Source organism: Streptomyces yongxingensis (genome assembly GCF_055597465.1).
In genome coordinates this window covers 3,427,619-3,442,643 of record NZ_CM145717.1, presented here as the reverse complement: position 1 = coordinate 3,442,643, position 15,025 = coordinate 3,427,619, and the positions used below count along the sequence as shown (strand labels likewise).

General features: G+C 71.3%; 11 protein-coding genes and 1 pseudogene. All 12 read left to right on the top strand.

Annotation, left to right across the window (positions count from 1 at the left end):
* The first annotated feature begins 57 nt into the window (after positions 1–57).
* The 12 genes and pseudogenes from ACZ6TD_RS14370 (at position 58) to ACZ6TD_RS14315 (ending at position 14,918) form a co-directional block, all read left to right on the top strand.
* On the top strand, positions 58–270 hold the full coding sequence (locus ACZ6TD_RS14370; RefSeq protein ID WP_210947061.1) for an MbtH family protein: 213 nt from the start codon (positions 58–60) through the stop codon (positions 268–270).
* A 149-nt stretch (positions 271–419) separates the two neighbouring features.
* Positions 420–4,397, top strand: coding sequence for an amino acid adenylation domain-containing protein (locus ACZ6TD_RS14365; protein WP_471354112.1), 3,978 nt, complete (start codon positions 420–422; stop codon positions 4,395–4,397).
* Between the two features lie 30 nt (positions 4,398–4,427).
* On the top strand, positions 4,428–5,618 hold the full coding sequence (locus tag ACZ6TD_RS14360) for a cytochrome P450 (protein WP_471354110.1): 1,191 nt from the start codon (positions 4,428–4,430) through the stop codon (positions 5,616–5,618).
* Between the two features lie 12 nt (positions 5,619–5,630).
* Positions 5,631–6,824: pseudogene (locus ACZ6TD_RS14355) on the top strand (macrolide family glycosyltransferase); the annotation flags it as partial.
* A gap of 115 nt (positions 6,825–6,939) precedes the next feature.
* Positions 6,940–7,302, top strand: coding sequence for a DsrE family protein (locus ACZ6TD_RS14350; protein WP_471354108.1), 363 nt, complete (start codon positions 6,940–6,942; stop codon positions 7,300–7,302).
* Between the two features lies 1 nt (position 7,303).
* Positions 7,304–7,717 carry a hypothetical protein gene (locus ACZ6TD_RS14345; protein WP_471354106.1) on the top strand — a complete coding sequence of 138 codons (414 nt, stop codon included), beginning with the start codon at positions 7,304–7,306 and terminating at the stop codon, positions 7,715–7,717.
* On the top strand, positions 7,714–8,118 hold the full coding sequence (locus tag ACZ6TD_RS14340) for a hypothetical protein (RefSeq protein WP_201852735.1): 405 nt from the start codon (positions 7,714–7,716) through the stop codon (positions 8,116–8,118). Before ACZ6TD_RS14345 ends, ACZ6TD_RS14340 begins: the two co-directional genes overlap by 4 nt.
* Before the next feature lie 69 nt (positions 8,119–8,187).
* Positions 8,188–9,291: a beta-ketoacyl synthase N-terminal-like domain-containing protein gene (locus tag ACZ6TD_RS14335; protein ID WP_471357735.1), complete on the top strand. Its 1,104-nt coding sequence runs from the start codon at positions 8,188–8,190 to the stop codon at positions 9,289–9,291.
* Between the two features lie 157 nt (positions 9,292–9,448).
* Positions 9,449–11,128 (top strand): phytoene desaturase family protein, encoded by a 1,680-nt coding sequence (locus ACZ6TD_RS14330; protein ID WP_471354104.1) that lies wholly within the window; start codon positions 9,449–9,451, stop codon positions 11,126–11,128.
* Between the two features lie 49 nt (positions 11,129–11,177).
* Positions 11,178–12,155: an ATP-binding cassette domain-containing protein gene (locus ACZ6TD_RS14325; RefSeq protein WP_471354102.1), complete on the top strand. Its 978-nt coding sequence runs from the start codon at positions 11,178–11,180 to the stop codon at positions 12,153–12,155.
* Positions 12,152–12,940 carry an ABC transporter permease gene (locus ACZ6TD_RS14320; protein WP_210946890.1) on the top strand — a complete coding sequence of 263 codons (789 nt, stop codon included), beginning with the start codon at positions 12,152–12,154 and terminating at the stop codon, positions 12,938–12,940. Before ACZ6TD_RS14325 ends, ACZ6TD_RS14320 begins: the two co-directional genes overlap by 4 nt.
* 22 nt (positions 12,941–12,962) lie before the next feature.
* Entirely contained in the window at positions 12,963–14,918 is a 1,956-nt protein-coding gene (locus tag ACZ6TD_RS14315; RefSeq protein WP_471354100.1) for an ABC1 kinase family protein, read from the top strand.
* Positions 14,919–15,025: the final 107 nt, after the last annotated feature.

The following is a 15,025-nucleotide window of genomic DNA, read 5'->3' as shown; positions in this document are numbered from 1 at the left end:
CGGGAGCCGCCCGGAGCACCGAAACCCTCACGGAACCGAAACAAGGAGAGACACGACATGAGCAACCCGTTCGAGAACGCCGAGGGCCGCTTCTTCGTCCTGGTCAACGAGGAGCAGCAGTACTCCCTCTGGCCGGCGTTCGCCGAGGTCCCGGCCGGCTGGACGGTCGTCCACGGCGAGGACACCCGCGACGCGTGCCTCGCGCACATCAACCAGAACTGGACCGACATGCGGCCCAAGAGCCTGGTCGAGGCGATGAACGCCGCCTGACCCCACCGCCCCACCACGCCGGGCCCGGGGACGGCCGCACCTGATCCGTGCGGCCGTCCCCGGGCCGGGGCCCGCCTCCTGGCACCGCCGCCGCGCGAGAGCGCGCCACCCGATACGCGAGCCTCACTGCGACCGAGGATGAACGAGACATGCCTGACGCCCGGACCACCCGGCTCCCCCTGACCGCCGCCCAGTCGGGAATGTGGTACGCCCAGCGGCTGGACCCCGACAACCCGATCTACAACGGTGCCCAGTACCTGGAGATCCAGGGACTGCTCGACCCCGACCTCCTGGAGGAGGCGCTGCGCCGGGTCGTCCGGGAGACCGACGCGCTGCGCACCCGCTTCGTCGAGGACGCCGAGGGCGTATGGCAGGTGGTCGACCCGGACGGCACGGGCACGGTCCAGTACCTCGACGTCAGCCATGAGGACGACCCGCAGGCCGCGGCCGAGGCGTGGATGCGCGCCGACTTCCGGCGCCCGCTGAACCTCCTCGACGACGAGCTGGTCCGCTTCGCCGTCCTCGAGACCGCCCCCGACCGCTTCCTGTGGTACCTGCGCTGCCACCACATCGTGCTGGACGGCTTCAGCGGGGCCCTGGTCACTCAGCGGGTCGCCGAGATCTACACTGCCCTGGCGGCCGGAACCCCGGTGCCCGAGGGCGCGTTCGCCCCGCTGGCCGAGCTGGTGGCCGCCGACGAGCGCTACCGCGCCTCGGAGGACTTCGCCAAGGACAAGGCGCACTGGAACACCCTGCTCGCCGACCGCCCCAAGCCGCCCAGCCTGACGGCCGCGGACCCCACCATGCCCACCCGCCTGCTGCGCGGCACCACCTGGCTCTCCCCGGAGTCCACCCGCGCGCTGCGGGAGGCCGGGGACCGGGCCGGGGTCCCCTGGCCGCCCGTGGTGACGGCCGTGCTCGCCGCCTATCTGCAGAGCCTCGGCGGGGGCGATGACATCGTCGTCGGACTGCCCGTGACCGGCCGGCTCGGCAAGGTCGCCCGCGCCACCCCGGGCATGGTCTCCAACGTCCTGCCGCTGCGGCTGTCCGTACGGCCCGAGTCCACCTTCGACGCCCTGCTCACCCAGGTCGCCGGGGCGATGCGGCGGGTGCTGCGGCACCAGCGCTACCGCTACGAGGACCTGCGCCGCGACCTCGGCCTGCTCGGCGGCGACCAGCGCCTGGTCGGACCGCAGATCAACATCATGATGTTCGGCCACGGGCTGACCTTCGGCGAGCTGCCCGCGACCCCGCACACCCTCAACCTCGGCCCGGTGGACGACCTGTCGGTCGTGGTCCACGACCTGGGCGAGGGGAAGGGGCTGCGCATCGACTTCGAGGGCAACCCCGAGCTGTACGGCGAGGACGATCTCGCCCTCCACCAGCGCCGGTTCGTCCGGCTGATGGAGTCCCTCGCGGCCGCGGGCCCGGACCGCGCCCTGGGCACCGTGGACCTCCTCCTGCCCGAGGAGCGGACCCGGCTGCTGCCGCCGGGGGACGCCACCCCGGCCGAGCGCCCGGACACCACCCTCACCGAGCTGTTCGAGGCGCGGGCGCGGGAGTCCGCCGGGAGTGTGGCGGTGGTGTGCGGCCAGGAGTCGTTGTCGTACGGGGAGTTGAACGCGCGGGCGAATCGGCTGGCGCGTTTGCTGGTGGCGCGGGGCGTGGGCGTCGAGGACCGGGTGGGGCTGGTGCTGCCGCGGTCGGTGGATTTGGTGGTGGGCGTTCTCGCGGTGTTGAAGGCGGGGGCGGTGTATGTGCCGGTGGATCCGGGTTATCCGGCGGACCGGGTGGCGTATGTGTGGGAGGACGCGGGTCCGTCGCTGGTGGTGACGGTGGCGGGTGCGGGGGTCGGGGTGCCGGCGGGGGTTCCGCTGGTGGTGCTCGACGACGCCGAGGTCACGGCCGAGTTGGCGGGGCTGGACGGGTCGGATGTCGGCATCCGGATGTCGCCGGAGGCGGCCGCGTACATCATTTACACGTCCGGGTCGACGGGACGGCCCAAGGGGGTCGTGGTACCGCATGGAAATGTGGTGCGGCTGTTCGAGGCGACGGATCAGTGGTTCGGCTTTGGTGCGGACGATGTGTGGACCCTGTTCCATTCCTTCGCGTTTGATTTCTCGGTGTGGGAGTTGTGGGGTGCGCTGCTGCGGGGTGGGCGGCTGGTGGTGGTGCCGTTCGAGGTGAGTCGTTCACCGGGTGAGTTCTTGCGGTTGCTGGTGGATGAGGGTGTGACGGTGCTGAATCAGACCCCGTCGGCCTTTTACCAGCTGATGCAGGCTGATCGTGAGGCTCCGGACATGGGTGCCCGATTGGGGTTGCGGTGGGTGGTGTTCGGCGGTGAGGCGCTGGATGTGTGGCGGCTGGCAGAGTGGTTCGAGCGGCATGGGGACACCGGTCCGGTGCTGGTGAACATGTATGGAATCACCGAGACCACGGTGCATGTCAGTTATGCGGCGCTGGATTCCCGTATCGCGACATCCGGTGCGGGGAGTGTGATCGGGGTCGGAATTCCCGACCTTCGGGTGTATGTCCTCGACGGAGGTCTGCGTCCGGTGCCGGCCGGGGTGGCGGGGGAGATGTATGTCGGGGGCGCGGGTGTGGCGCGTGGTTATTGGGGGCGTCCGGATTTGACGGCGGGGCGGTTTGTGGCTGATCCGTTCGGTCCGGCGGGTAGCCGGATGTATCGGTCGGGGGATGTGGCGCGGTGGACCGATGAGGGTGTGCTGGAGTTCGTCGGGCGGGCGGATGACCAGGTGAAGGTGCGGGGGTTCCGTATTGAGCTGGGTGAGATCGAGTCGGTTCTGGGGGAGTGTGCTGGGGTTGGTCAGGCGGTGGTGGTGGTTCGTGAGGACCGTCCGGGGGACAAGCGTCTGGTGGCCTATGTGGTTCCGGACGCGGGTGCCGGGGTCGAGGTGAGGGTCCTGCGGTCGCATGCGGCGGGGATGCTGCCCGAGCACATGGTGCCGTCGGCGTTCGTGGTGCTGGAGCGGCTGCCGTTGACGGTGAACGGCAAGCTGGACCGTAAGGCGCTGCCCGCGCCGGAGACGCCGGTGAGTGTGGGTGGGCGGGCGCCGCGTACACCGCGCGAGGAGATCCTGTGCGGTCTGTTCGCCGAGATCCTGGACGCTCCCCGCGTCGGCGTGGAGGACAACTTCTTCGACCTCGGCGGACAGTCGCTGCTGGCCACCCGGCTGCTCAAGCGCATCCACGCCACGTTCGGCGTCGAACTGACCATCCGCAGCCTCTTCGAGGCCCCGACCCCCGCCGAACTCGCCGTCCACCTGGACGACGACGACCGCGGACAGCCGCTGGACGTGCTGCTGCCGCTGCGGCCGCACGGCACCCGTCCCCCGGTCTTCTGCGTCCACCCGGCGGGCGGCCTGAGCTGGTGCTACTCCGGGCTGATCAAGCACCTGGGCCAGGAGTACCCCGTCTACGGCCTCCAGGCGCGCGGCCTCGACGACGACGGCGAGCGACTGCCCTCGACCATCGCCGAAATGGCCGACGACTATGTGCGGCAGATCCGCACCGTCCAGCCCTCCGGCCCCTACCGGCTGGTCGGCTACTCGGCGGGCGGGGTCATCGCCCACGCCATGGCCGCCCGCCTGGAGGCGCTGGGCGAGGAGACCGACCTGCTGGGCGTGCTGGACACCTACCCGAACCAGAAAATGCCGCCCATCGACGAACAGGACGTGCTGGCGGACCTGTTGCGGTGGGTCGGCTACGACCGCCGCTACCTCGGCAACGGACCGCTCACCCATGAGCGGGTGACCGAGGTGCTGCAGCGCCTCGGCAGCGCCATGGCCACCCTCGAGGGCCGCCACATCGAGGCCATCACCAGGATCTACGCCAACAACAGCGAGCTGTTCAACACCCATCTGCCGGACAAGTTCAGCGGGGACATCCTGCTGGTCGTGGCCACGCTCGACAAGATCGACATCTCCCCGACCCCGGCCACCTGGGGCCCGTATGTCGGCGGGCGGATCGAGACGCGCGAAGTCGACCGGCAGCACACGGACCTGATGAAGCCCGGTCCGCTGGCGGAGATCGGCCGCATTCTGGCCGCGAAACTCGAGGAAATGGACGGCCCAGGACCGGACGCTCACGGTACGGCGGCCCAGTAGACCCGTAACTTCATAAGGAGCAGAAACGCGATGACGACCAGTGATGCCGTGCGTCCCCCGCAGGCCGCCGAAGCGAACGCGCACTTCTTCGACTGGCTGGCGAAGATGCGGCGAGAAGAGCCGGTCAGCTACAACGAGCAGACCTTCCAGTGGTCGGTGTTCCGGCATGAGGATGTCACGCACATCATGGCCAACACCGATGTCTTCGTGAACGACATGTCCGACATCACGCCGCCCCAGGAGGACTACGACGTCTTCTTCAAGGGGAACATCGCCGCGATGGACGAGCCCCGGCACCGGAAATTCCGGATGCTGGTCAGCAAGGCGTTCAGCGCCCGCTACATAGCCGGTCTGGAGCCGAAGCTGGTCAAGATCGCCACCGGGCTGCTGGACGCGGTGGGCGACAAGGAGCACTTCGACATCGCGGCGGACTTCGCCTTCCCGTTCCCCGTGGCCGTCATCGCCGATATCCTCGGCGCCCCCCACGAGGACGCCCACCTCTTCGCGGAATGGGCCAATCTGCTGCACGCCAGCAATCAGGGCGTCGAGGGGCACCGGGCGACCGCGATGCGGCTGAAGTCCCTCAACACCTATATGTTCGAGCAGATCCGCAGGCGCCGCGCCGAGCCGCGCGATGACCTGATCACCACGCTCGTCCAGGCCGAGATGGACGGCCGGACGCTGGACGACGAAGAGATCGTGGGCTTCGCGGGCGTCCTGCTGATGGGCGGGATCACCACCACCGCGGCCCTGATCAGCAACATCGTCCTGACCTTCGACCGCTTCCCCGAGCTGTACCGCGAGGTGCGCGCCGATCGCTCCCTGGTGCCCCAGGCGATCGAGGAGGTCGTCCGCATCCGGCCCTCGTTCAGCAACTTCGTGCGGATGACGGCCGAGGACGTGGAGCTCGGCGGGGAGATCATCCCGGCCGGGGAGCTGGTCCATGTGTGGATCTCCTCCGCCAACCGCGACGGAGGCGCCTTCCCGGACCCCGACCGGTTCGACATCCACCGGGAGAACAACCGGCACGTCGGCTTCGGCCAGGGCATCCACTACTGCATCGGCGCCCCGCTCGCCCGTCTCGAGAGCAGGATCGCCTTCAATCTGCTGCTGGACCGCTACCGCTCCATCCAGGTGGTGCCGGACGCGGACATCGAGTTCCTCGACACCTCGGACATGATCGGCGCCTCGCGGCTCCCCGTCGTCGTCACCAGAGACTGACCCGGAGCAGACATGGACCCGAGTGACAGACCCATCGCCCATATCGCGTTCTTCAACATCCCGGCCCACGGCCATGTGAACCCCACGCTCGGCACGGTGGCCGAGCTGGTGCGCCGCGGGCACCGGGTGAGCTATGCCGTGCCCGCCGAGTTCGGCCCGCAGGTGCGGGCCGCCGGGGCCACCCTGGTGCCGTACGAGACGACGCTGCCCGCCTCCGACCGGGTCGAGGACTGGCCCTCCGACGATCCGGTCGCCATGTCCCGCCTCGCGCTCGACGAGGCGATCGCCATCCTTCCCGGGCAACTGCGGGCGTTCGAGGCGGACCGGCCCGACCTGGTGCTGCACGACTTCGGCGCGCTCACCGGACGGCTGCTGGCCCACCGCTGGCAGGTCCCGGTCATCTGCCTGGCCTCCACCCATGTGTCCACGGCGGGCCCGGAGGAGCGCCGGGCCCGCCAGGAGATGTTCGACGCGTTCTTCGCGGACGATCCGCGCTGGTCGGAGTACCGCCGGCGATTCCGCACGTTCCTGGACGAGGCCGGTATCGCCCTGTCCATCGACGACTACACCGGACTGCCCGAACGCTGCCTGGTGCCGATGCCCCGGGAGTTCCAGATCGACGGGGACGCCGTGGACGGGCGCTACGCCTTCGTGGGCCCCTGCATCGGGGACCGGGGGCACCAGGGCGAGTGGCGGGCCCCCGAGGACGACCGGCCGGTGCTGCTGGTGGCCCTGGGCTCCGCGGGCAGCGGCCAGCCGGCCTTCTACCGGGAGGTGGTGGCGGCCTTCACCGGCACGCCCTGGCATGTGGTGCTGGCCACCGGCACCCTCGACCCCGCGCTGCTCGGCCCGCTGCCGCCCAATGTCGAACAGCACCGCTCCGTACCCCAGTTGGCGGTGCTGGAGCGGGCCTCGGCCTTCATCACCCACGGCGGTATGGGCTCGGTGCTCGAGGCCATGCACCACGGGGTCCCCATGGTCACCGTCCCGCAGGTCAACGACCAGCACATCAACGCCGAGCGCGTCGTGGACCTGGGGCTCGGGCGGCACGTCCCACTGGACGAGGCGACCGCGGCGCGGCTGCGGGACGCCGTGTCCTCCGTCGCGTCCGACCCCGGGATCGCGGCGCGGACGGCCGCCGTCGGCAAGCGGATGCGGCAGCTCAACGGCGCGGTGACCTCGGCCGACCTGATCGAATTCGTGCTCCACGGCCGGCGGGAGCACTGGCAGGATCATGTCGCCCGCCTGGAACACCGCCCCGGCCCTGGCGATGCTGGCCACGCCGTGAACGGTACGACGGTCGGCTGAAGGCATGGACATCATGACGCGAGAAGACCCACCGATTCCCCACCCCCCTCATCTGCTCATCGAGAGCCGTGGCCCCTGGGCGGGCGCCGCCTGTGGCGCGTTCGTCCGGGACGCCCGCACCCTGGCCCTCTCCGGCCACCCGGTGCAACTCGTGCTGGTGCAGGACGCCGTCACCGCCGCCGTGCGCGAGCCGGAGGAGGGCTCGGCGGAGGTGCGGGCCCTGGCGGAGGCCGGCGGCGAGGTGTGGGTGGACGACTTCTCCCTCGCCCAGCGCGGCCTGCCCGCGGACCGGCTGATCCCCGAGGCACGGGTGGTGGGCATGCCGGAGGTCTCCGCCCGCGTGCTCGCCCCCGGCGTCCGGGTGGTGTGGCACTGAGATGGCCAGGACCACGACGGTTCCCCGCTCGGACGTGCTGCTGACGGTCATGGGCGCGCCGTACGAGAACGACCTGCTCACCAGCGTGCTGCGGTTGGCGCAGGCCATGCTGGAGGACGGGGCCACGGTGCAGATCTGGGCATGCGGCTACGCCACCATGCTCACCCAGAAGGGGCTGGGCGACAGCAAACCCCGCAACCTCGCCGCATGGTCCGTGGACTACCCGTCCACGAGCCTGCTGGTGCGGGAGATGCTCACCGCCTTCCCCGGCCGACTGCGCTGGTACGCCTGCCGCTTCTGCAGCGACGACCGCGGCGCGGTGGACCACATCCCGGAGGTCCCGGTACGGGCCCCGGCGCGGTTCGCCGAGCATGTGGCCGCCGCGGACAAGACGCTCTACCTGGGGGTGATGTGACCGTGGCGGAGGAGGAGCGGCGCGCGCTGGCCATCGTGGAGCGCGCCTACCGGGGCGCGGTGGAGACCCAGTTCTCCGACGGCCTCTACTGCGCCTATCTGTTCCACCGCCACCTGGGCGGCCTGGACGTCCTGCTGCGCGGCCCGGCGGTCGGCTACGCCGTCCGGGCCGCCCGGACGCCCGTACCACGCCTGGGAAAGCGGGAGCTGACCCAGGTCAACACCCCGGGCGAGGGCCTGGACGTGCTGCTGGCCGCCGGGGTCGGCGTGTGGATCGAGGAGCAGGACCTGCGGGCGTACGGCCCGGACGCGACGTCCGGTCTGCTGCCCGGCGTACGCACGGTACCGGCCGGGGCCATGGCGGCCCGCTGGCCCGGCTACCGCGCGGTCTTCTATCTGTGAGCGGGCTCCCGGGGCGCGGCCGCCGGGACCCGCGTGGATTCCCCAAGGAGTGGATCGGTTGTGACGGCCATGGTTGCCGCGGTGCGCGGTCCCGTGATCTCGGGCTGGTCGGCGGTGTCGCCGTACGGGATCGGGCGCCACGCCTTCGTCGAGGGGCTGCGGTCCGGGCGGAGCACGGCGGTGGAACTCGACCCGGCCGAGTGGTCGGGCCCCGGTGAACGAGCCTGTCTGGTGCCGGGCTTCGTCATCCGCGAGGTGCTGGGACGCAAGGGAACCCGGTCCATGGACCGGGTGACCGGACTGGCCGTCACGGCCGTGGACCGGCTGCTGCGGGAGGTCACGGACGGCGACCCCGGCCCCGCCTCGGGCGGGGACGACGTGGCGCTGGTGCTCGGCACCAACACCGGCAGCGCGCGGTCCATCATGGACCACACCCGCGACACCTTCCTGCAGGAGAAGCCCTTCTACGTCGACCCCTCGCAGTTCCCCAACACGGTGATGAACTGCGCCTCGGGGCAGTGCGCCATCCGGTACGGGCTGCGCGGGCCCAACGCCACCGTGGCCGCGGGCCGCGCCTCCGGGCTCCAGGCGCTGCACTACGGACGGCGGCTGCTGACCTCGGGCCGGGCCGGCAGTGTGCTGGTCGGCGCGGTGGAGGAGCACTCGGCCGCCCGCGCCTGGCTGGAGCACCACACCCGGGGCGAGGACGAGCGGGCCGACGCCGTGGTGCTCGGCGAGGGCTGCGCGGTGCTGCGGCTGGTCCCCGCCGACGCGCCGGACGCGGCGACGGGCCTGGCCGAAGTGGTGCTGGTGGAGTCCGGGGTGGCCGGCCCGGACGGGCCGGCACCCGCGCTGACCCGGTGCGTGGAGCGGGCGCTGCGGCGCTCCGGGGTGACCCCGGCCGAGGTGTGGGCCGTCTCGCCCTCCGCCCCCGCCGGGACCGCCGGAGTGGCTGAACGGGGCGTGCTGGAGGCGTTGTTCGGCGCGGTGGAGCCCCGCTGGGTGCCGCACCCCGAGCCGATCGGGGACACCTCGGCGGCCGCGGCGGCTTTCCAGGTGGTCGCGGTCCTCGCCACCGCCGAGGACGCCCCGGACGCCTCCGGCAAGGTCGCGGTGATCACCTCGGTGGACCGCGACGGGGCCGTCGCCTGCGCACTGCTGCGGCTGCGATGAAGGCGGAGGCGAAGGTGAGCGAACGGCGGCGGACCCACCGGCTCCACGGCCTCGTACGGGCGAAAGGTGTGGGTGGCAGCTTCCGGTCACGGCCCGGGACCGCGGCCCCGATTGCTGCGACGGTTACGGCGATTGAGACAGAGATGGGATCCCCAGCATGACGAACCGCGATGATTGGGATGCGATAGTCGTCGGCTCCGGCATCGGCGGCCTGGTCTGCGCCGCCTATCTGGCGGTGACCGGGCGGCGGGTCCTGGTGCTCGAGCAGCATGACGTGGCGGGCGGCAACAGCCATGTGTTCCGCCGCCGCCGCGCCTACGAGTTCGACGTCGGCGTCCACTACCTCGGCGACTGCGGCCCCGGCGGGGTGCTGCCCGCGATCCTCGGCGGCCTCGGCCTGGACAAGCGGATCACCTACCGCGAGATGGACCAGGACGGCTTCGACGAGATCGTGCTGCCGAGCACCTCGATGTTCATGCCCGCCGGCTGGGACCGCTACCGGCGGCGCCTGAAGGAGACGCTGCCGGAGGACGCCGAGGGCCTGGACACCTTCCTCGACATCTGCGAGGCCCTGGGCGCCGAGATGCGCTCGGCCCTGCTGTCCGGGGAGGAGCTGACCGTCGCCGACCTCGTCGCGCGCACGCCCGTCACCCTCAAGTGGGGCCGCCATCCGCTGTCCAGGCTCTTCGACCACTGCGGTCTCTCGGCGCGGGCCAGGACCGTGCTGGCCGCCCAGTCGCCCAACTACGGCATGGGGCCGGACCAGGCGACCGTCTCGATGCACGCGACCGTCACCGACCACTACGTGCGCGGCGCCTACTACCCCGAGGGCGGCGGTCAGATGCTGGCCGCGGGCCTGGTGGAGTCCCTGGAGGCGCACGGCGGGGCCCTGCTCACCCGCGCGCATGTGACCCGCATCCTCGTCGACGGCGGCAAGGTCACCGGGGTGGGGCTGGCCGACGGGCGCAGCTTCTCCGCCCCGCTGGTGGTCTCCAACGCCGACTACCGCCGCACCGTGCTCGACCTGGTGGGTGCCGAGCACTTCCCCGCCAAGCTGGTGACCAAGACCCGCGAGGCGGCCATGGGGCTGCCGTTCGCCACGCTGTACGTCGCCCTGGACCGGCCGCTGCCCGAGCGCCGCAACGCCAATCTGTGGTGGTACGCGGACGACGACATCGACACCTACTACCGGCGGCTCGCCGAGGGCGACATCGACCCGGTCTCCTTCCTCTTCCTGTCCTTCGCCTCCCAGAAGGACCCCGAGGGCCGCACCGTGTGCCCGCCGGGCCACAGCAACTTCCAGGTGATGACGCTCTGCCCGCCCGAGTACGACCGCTGGGGGGTGACCACCGGGCCCGCCGACGGCACCCGCTACCGCCGCGACGGCGCCTATCGGAAGAGCAAGGAAGAGTTCACCGAGGCCATGCTGACGGCCGCCGAGCGGGCGATCGGCCCCTTCCGGGACCACATCACCCACCTCGAGGCGGCCACCCCGCTGACCCATGAGCGCTACACCCTGTCCACCGGGGGCACCCCCTTCGGCCTCGCGGACTGGGGCGGCGTCGGCGCGCGCCCCGACACCCGCACCCAGGTCGAGGGGTTGCACGTGGTGGGCGCCAACACCCGCTACGGCAGCGGCATCACCGGTGTCGCCGTCGGCGGCATCGCCTGCGCCTCCGCCATCGTCGGCCGTCGGCTGATCCACGAGGTGCACGACGGCGCCGTGCTGGGCGACGTGGACCTGCTGCCCGAGCGCGACGAGCGCTGGGACCCGCTCGCCGTCTCCCGGGGAACCGGCCGCCGCACGGCCCGCGGTCTCGCGGGCATCGACCGATGACGGCGCCGCCCGGACCACGCACACACCGGCGACCTTTCCAGGAGAGAACATGGACGTGGCGATCGAGGCCGAGGGCCTGAGCAAACGGTACGGCGACAACGAGGTGCTGAAGGGCGTCGACCTCACGGTGCCCGCCGGGTCCGTGCTCGGCCTCCTCGGACCGAACGGAGCCGGGAAGACCACCACCGTACGGATCCTGGCCACCCTCCTGCCGCCGGACGGCGGCCGGGCGACGGTGGCCGGCCACGACATCGTCAAGGCGCCCCTGGACGTCCGCCGGCGCATCGGCCTGGCCGGACAGTACGCGGCCGTGGACGAGCGGCTGACCGGCCGGGAGAACCTCGTCCTCATCGGCAGGCTCTACCGCCTCGGCCGCGCGGGCGCCAGGCGGCGGGCGGAGGAACTGCTGGAGCGCTTCGACCTCACCGGCGCCGCCGACCGGGAGACCAAGACCTACTCGGGCGGTATGCGGCGCCGGCTGGACCTGGCCGCCAGCCTGCTGGCCGACCCGAGCGTGCTCTTCCTGGACGAGCCGACCACCGGACTGGACCTCACCAGCCGGATGACCCTGTGGTCCATGGTCCGCGAACAGGTCGACGCGGGCGTCACCGTCCTGCTCACCACCCAGTACCTGGAGGAGGCGGACCAGCTCGCCGACCGCATCGCGGTCATCGACCAGGGGATGCTCATCGCCGACGGCACCCCCGACGAGCTCAAGCGCAAGGTCGGCGGGGAGCGCCTCGAGGTCAGCCTCGCCGACCCGGCCACGGTCCCGGAGGTCACCGGGCTGCTGGAGCGCGTCGCGGTCGGCGAGCCCGTGGTCGGGGACCAGGGCCGCAGCGTGTCGGTGCCGGTGGGCTCCGGCATCGACTCCATCGCCGAAGCGGCGACCGCGCTGCGCGGCAAGGGAATCGAGGTGACGGACTTCGCCATGCGCAGGCCGTCCATGGACGACGTGTTCCTCGCGCTGACCGGGCGCAACAGCGCCGGGGAGTCCGACGAGGACGAGGGGAAGACGGCAGCATGAAGGAACTGGCAACCGACACCTGGATCCTGGCCGGGCGTCATATGAAGCACATCGCCCGCGTGCCCGAGAAGCTGATCGGGGTGACCATCGCGCCCGTCGTGATGGTGCTGATCTTCGGCTATCTCTTCGGCAGCGCGATGTCGGTGCCCGGCGGGAACTACCGCGAGTACATCATGGCGGGCATCTTCACCCAGGTGATGTTCTCCGCGGTGGGCACCAGCGCCGCCGGTGTCGCGGACGACCTCAAGAACGGTCTGGTGGACCGCTTCCGGTCGCTGCCGATGTCCCGCTACGCGGTGCTGCTCGGCCGGACCGTCTCGGACATGGCGATGACGGCGCTGAGCTGCCTGGTCATGGCGGTGGTCGGCCTGCTGATCGGCTGGAAGGCGCACCACGGCGTGGTGAAGACCGCCGCGGGCTTCGGCCTGCTGCTCCTCCTCGGCTTCACCATGTGCTGGATCGGCGCGCTGATCGGCCTGGTGGTGCGCAGCCCGGAGGCGGTGAACACCATCTCCTCGCTGATGGTCCTGCCGTTCGCGCTGCTCTCCAACTCCTTCGTACCGCTGGACGGGCTGCCGCGCTGGATGCAGATCATCGGTGAGTGGAACCCCATCAGCTCCGTGGTGAGCGCCTGCCGGGACCTGTGGGGCAACCCCTCCACGGTGGTGAGCGACGCCCTGCCGGCCCAGCATCCGCTGGCCGCGGGCACCGCGATCCTGTGCACCCTGCTGATCGTGGTGGCCCCGCTGGCCGCCCGCGCCTACCACCGGGCCGCCGCACGCTGACCCCCAAGGACCCCGCGCAGTGATGAAGCTGGCCCAGTTCCTCCTGGCCCTCCTGGTGATGAGCGCGTTCATCATGGCGTTCGTGTTCAGCGCCCGGAAACTGCTGGGCCTGCGCATCGGGATCGTGCGGTCGCTGCTGGCCGGGCTGGTCAGCGTGGTCGGCCTGGCCGTCTTCAGCCTGCTGATGCAGCGGCCGGAGCAGCGCGGCATCCTCACCGGGGTGCAGTTCGGCTCCACGCTGGTGGTGACCACCGGCTTCCTGGCCGTCCTCGAAGTGGTCGCGCCCAGCGGCACGCTGGGCGGGCCGCGCGGTTGGGTGCGGTCGGTGCGGTCCCGGGTGGCCCGCACCCGCCGCTACTGGCACATCGTGTCCATCGCGATGCGGCACGGGCTGCGCCCCGGCCGGTACGGCGCGGTCCCCACCGTGGGCCGGGGGCCGGGTTCCAGCCGGATGGCCAGGCCGCTGCGGCTGGCGCTGGAGGAGGGCGGCGCCACCTTCGTGAAGCTCGGCCAGGTGCTGTCCACCCGCCGGGACCTGCTCCCGCCCGCGTTCATCGCCGAGCTGGGGCGGCTGCACCACCAGGTCTCCCCGGAGCCCTGGCAGGTGGTGGGGGAGGCCCTGGAGCGGGAGCTGGGCATGCCGCTGGAGGAGGCGTTCGCCCACTTCGACCACGAGCCGCTGGCGGCGGCGTCCATCGCGCAGGTCCACGCGGCACGGCTGCACTCGGGCGAGGAGGTCGTGGTCAAGGTGCGCCGCCCGGGGGTCCGGGAGGTCGCCGAATGCGACCTCCAGATCATCCTGCGGTTCGCCAGGACGCTGGAGCGGCGGGCCGGCTGGGCCCGCGCGCTGGGGGTGGTGGACCTGGCCGACGGGTTCGCCACCTCGGTCCGCGAGGAGCTGGACTTCCGCATCGAGGCGGCCAACCTCGCCACCGTGAGCGCGGCCTGGAGCCGGCGCTCGGAGGGCACCGGCATCCGGCTGCCGAGGGTGTACGAGGAGTGGTCGGGCGAGCAGGTGCTGGTCATGGAGCGGCTCTCCGGCACCCCCATCGGCTCGGCCGCCGCGGTCCTGAAGGGCACCGCGGAGGAACGCCTGGCGCTGGCCAGGAAGGTCATGGTCAACATGTTCCACCAGGTGATGACCGACGGCACCTTCCACGCCGACCCCCACCCCGGGAACATCCTGCTGCTGGACGACGGCGCCATCGGCGTGATCGACTTCGGCTCGGTCGGCCGGGTCGACGCCCAGGTCCGCTCCGGCCTGCGGTCCCTGCTCTTCGCGCTCAACAGCCAGGATCCGGCCGCCCTGTGCGACGCGCTGCTGGAAGTGGTCACCCGGCCCGAGGAGATCGACGAACAGCGGCTCCAACGGGAGCTCGGCCGCTTCCTGTCCCGCTATTTCGCCCCCGGCTCCACCCCCAGCGTGCAGATCTTCACCGACCTCTTCCGGCTGGTCCAGCGGCACGGGCTGACCATCCCGCCCGAGGTCGCGGCCGTCTTCCGGGCCTTGGGCACCCTCGAGGGCACCCTGATGCTCATCGCCCCGGGCTTCGTCATGGTCGAGGAGGCCCGGACCTTCGCGGGTGGAGGCTTCGCCCACGCCGGCGGCGAACCGCTGGGCCAGCTGATCAGCCCGACCGATGTGATGGCGGCGTGGGAACTGCTGCGCAGACTGCCCCGGCGGCTGGACCGGGTCACCAGCGCGCTCGAGCAGGGCCGCCTCGGCGTCGGGGTGCGGCTCTTCGCCAACGCCCGCGACCGTACGTACATCAGGTCGCTGGTGCACGAGATCCTGCTGACCTTCATCGCCGCCACGAGCGGGGTCATGTCGGTGATCCTGCTCAGTATCGACGGCGGTCCGGTGGTCGTTCCCGGAATAGGACTCTTCCAATTGCTCGGCTATCACCTGCTGGTGATCTCCGGAGTGATCGGCCTGAAAGTCCTTTTCCTCATTTCGCGTGGCGGCGGGCGGAACTGATGCGTCATTGAATGGCCGCCAGGAATTGTTACCGGGCGGTATTCCGTGATATTGGCAGCATGGTGATATCGGCCTTGAGGGGCCCGGTGCCGCTGGCTATACAGGAG

What these genes read in the sequence shown, in the direction of transcription:
- ACZ6TD_RS14315 (WP_471354100.1), top strand. Translation starts at nt 12,963, where the DNA reads ATGAAGCTGGCCCAGTTCCTCCTGGCCCTCCTGGTGATGAGCGCGTTC.
- ACZ6TD_RS14350 (WP_471354108.1), top strand. Translation starts at nt 6,940, where the DNA reads ATGACGCGAGAAGACCCACCGATTCCCCACCCCCCTCATCTGCTCATC.
- ACZ6TD_RS14335 (WP_471357735.1), top strand. Translation starts at nt 8,188, where the DNA reads ATGGTTGCCGCGGTGCGCGGTCCCGTGATCTCGGGCTGGTCGGCGGTG.
- ACZ6TD_RS14345 (WP_471354106.1), top strand. Translation starts at nt 7,304, where the DNA reads ATGGCCAGGACCACGACGGTTCCCCGCTCGGACGTGCTGCTGACGGTC.
- ACZ6TD_RS14320 (WP_210946890.1), top strand. Translation starts at nt 12,152, where the DNA reads ATGAAGGAACTGGCAACCGACACCTGGATCCTGGCCGGGCGTCATATG.
- ACZ6TD_RS14330 (WP_471354104.1), top strand. Translation starts at nt 9,449, where the DNA reads ATGACGAACCGCGATGATTGGGATGCGATAGTCGTCGGCTCCGGCATC.
- ACZ6TD_RS14365 (WP_471354112.1), top strand. Translation starts at nt 420, where the DNA reads ATGCCTGACGCCCGGACCACCCGGCTCCCCCTGACCGCCGCCCAGTCG.
- ACZ6TD_RS14325 (WP_471354102.1), top strand. Translation starts at nt 11,178, where the DNA reads ATGGACGTGGCGATCGAGGCCGAGGGCCTGAGCAAACGGTACGGCGAC.
- ACZ6TD_RS14370 (WP_210947061.1), top strand. Translation starts at nt 58, where the DNA reads ATGAGCAACCCGTTCGAGAACGCCGAGGGCCGCTTCTTCGTCCTGGTC.
- ACZ6TD_RS14360 (WP_471354110.1), top strand. Translation starts at nt 4,428, where the DNA reads ATGACGACCAGTGATGCCGTGCGTCCCCCGCAGGCCGCCGAAGCGAAC.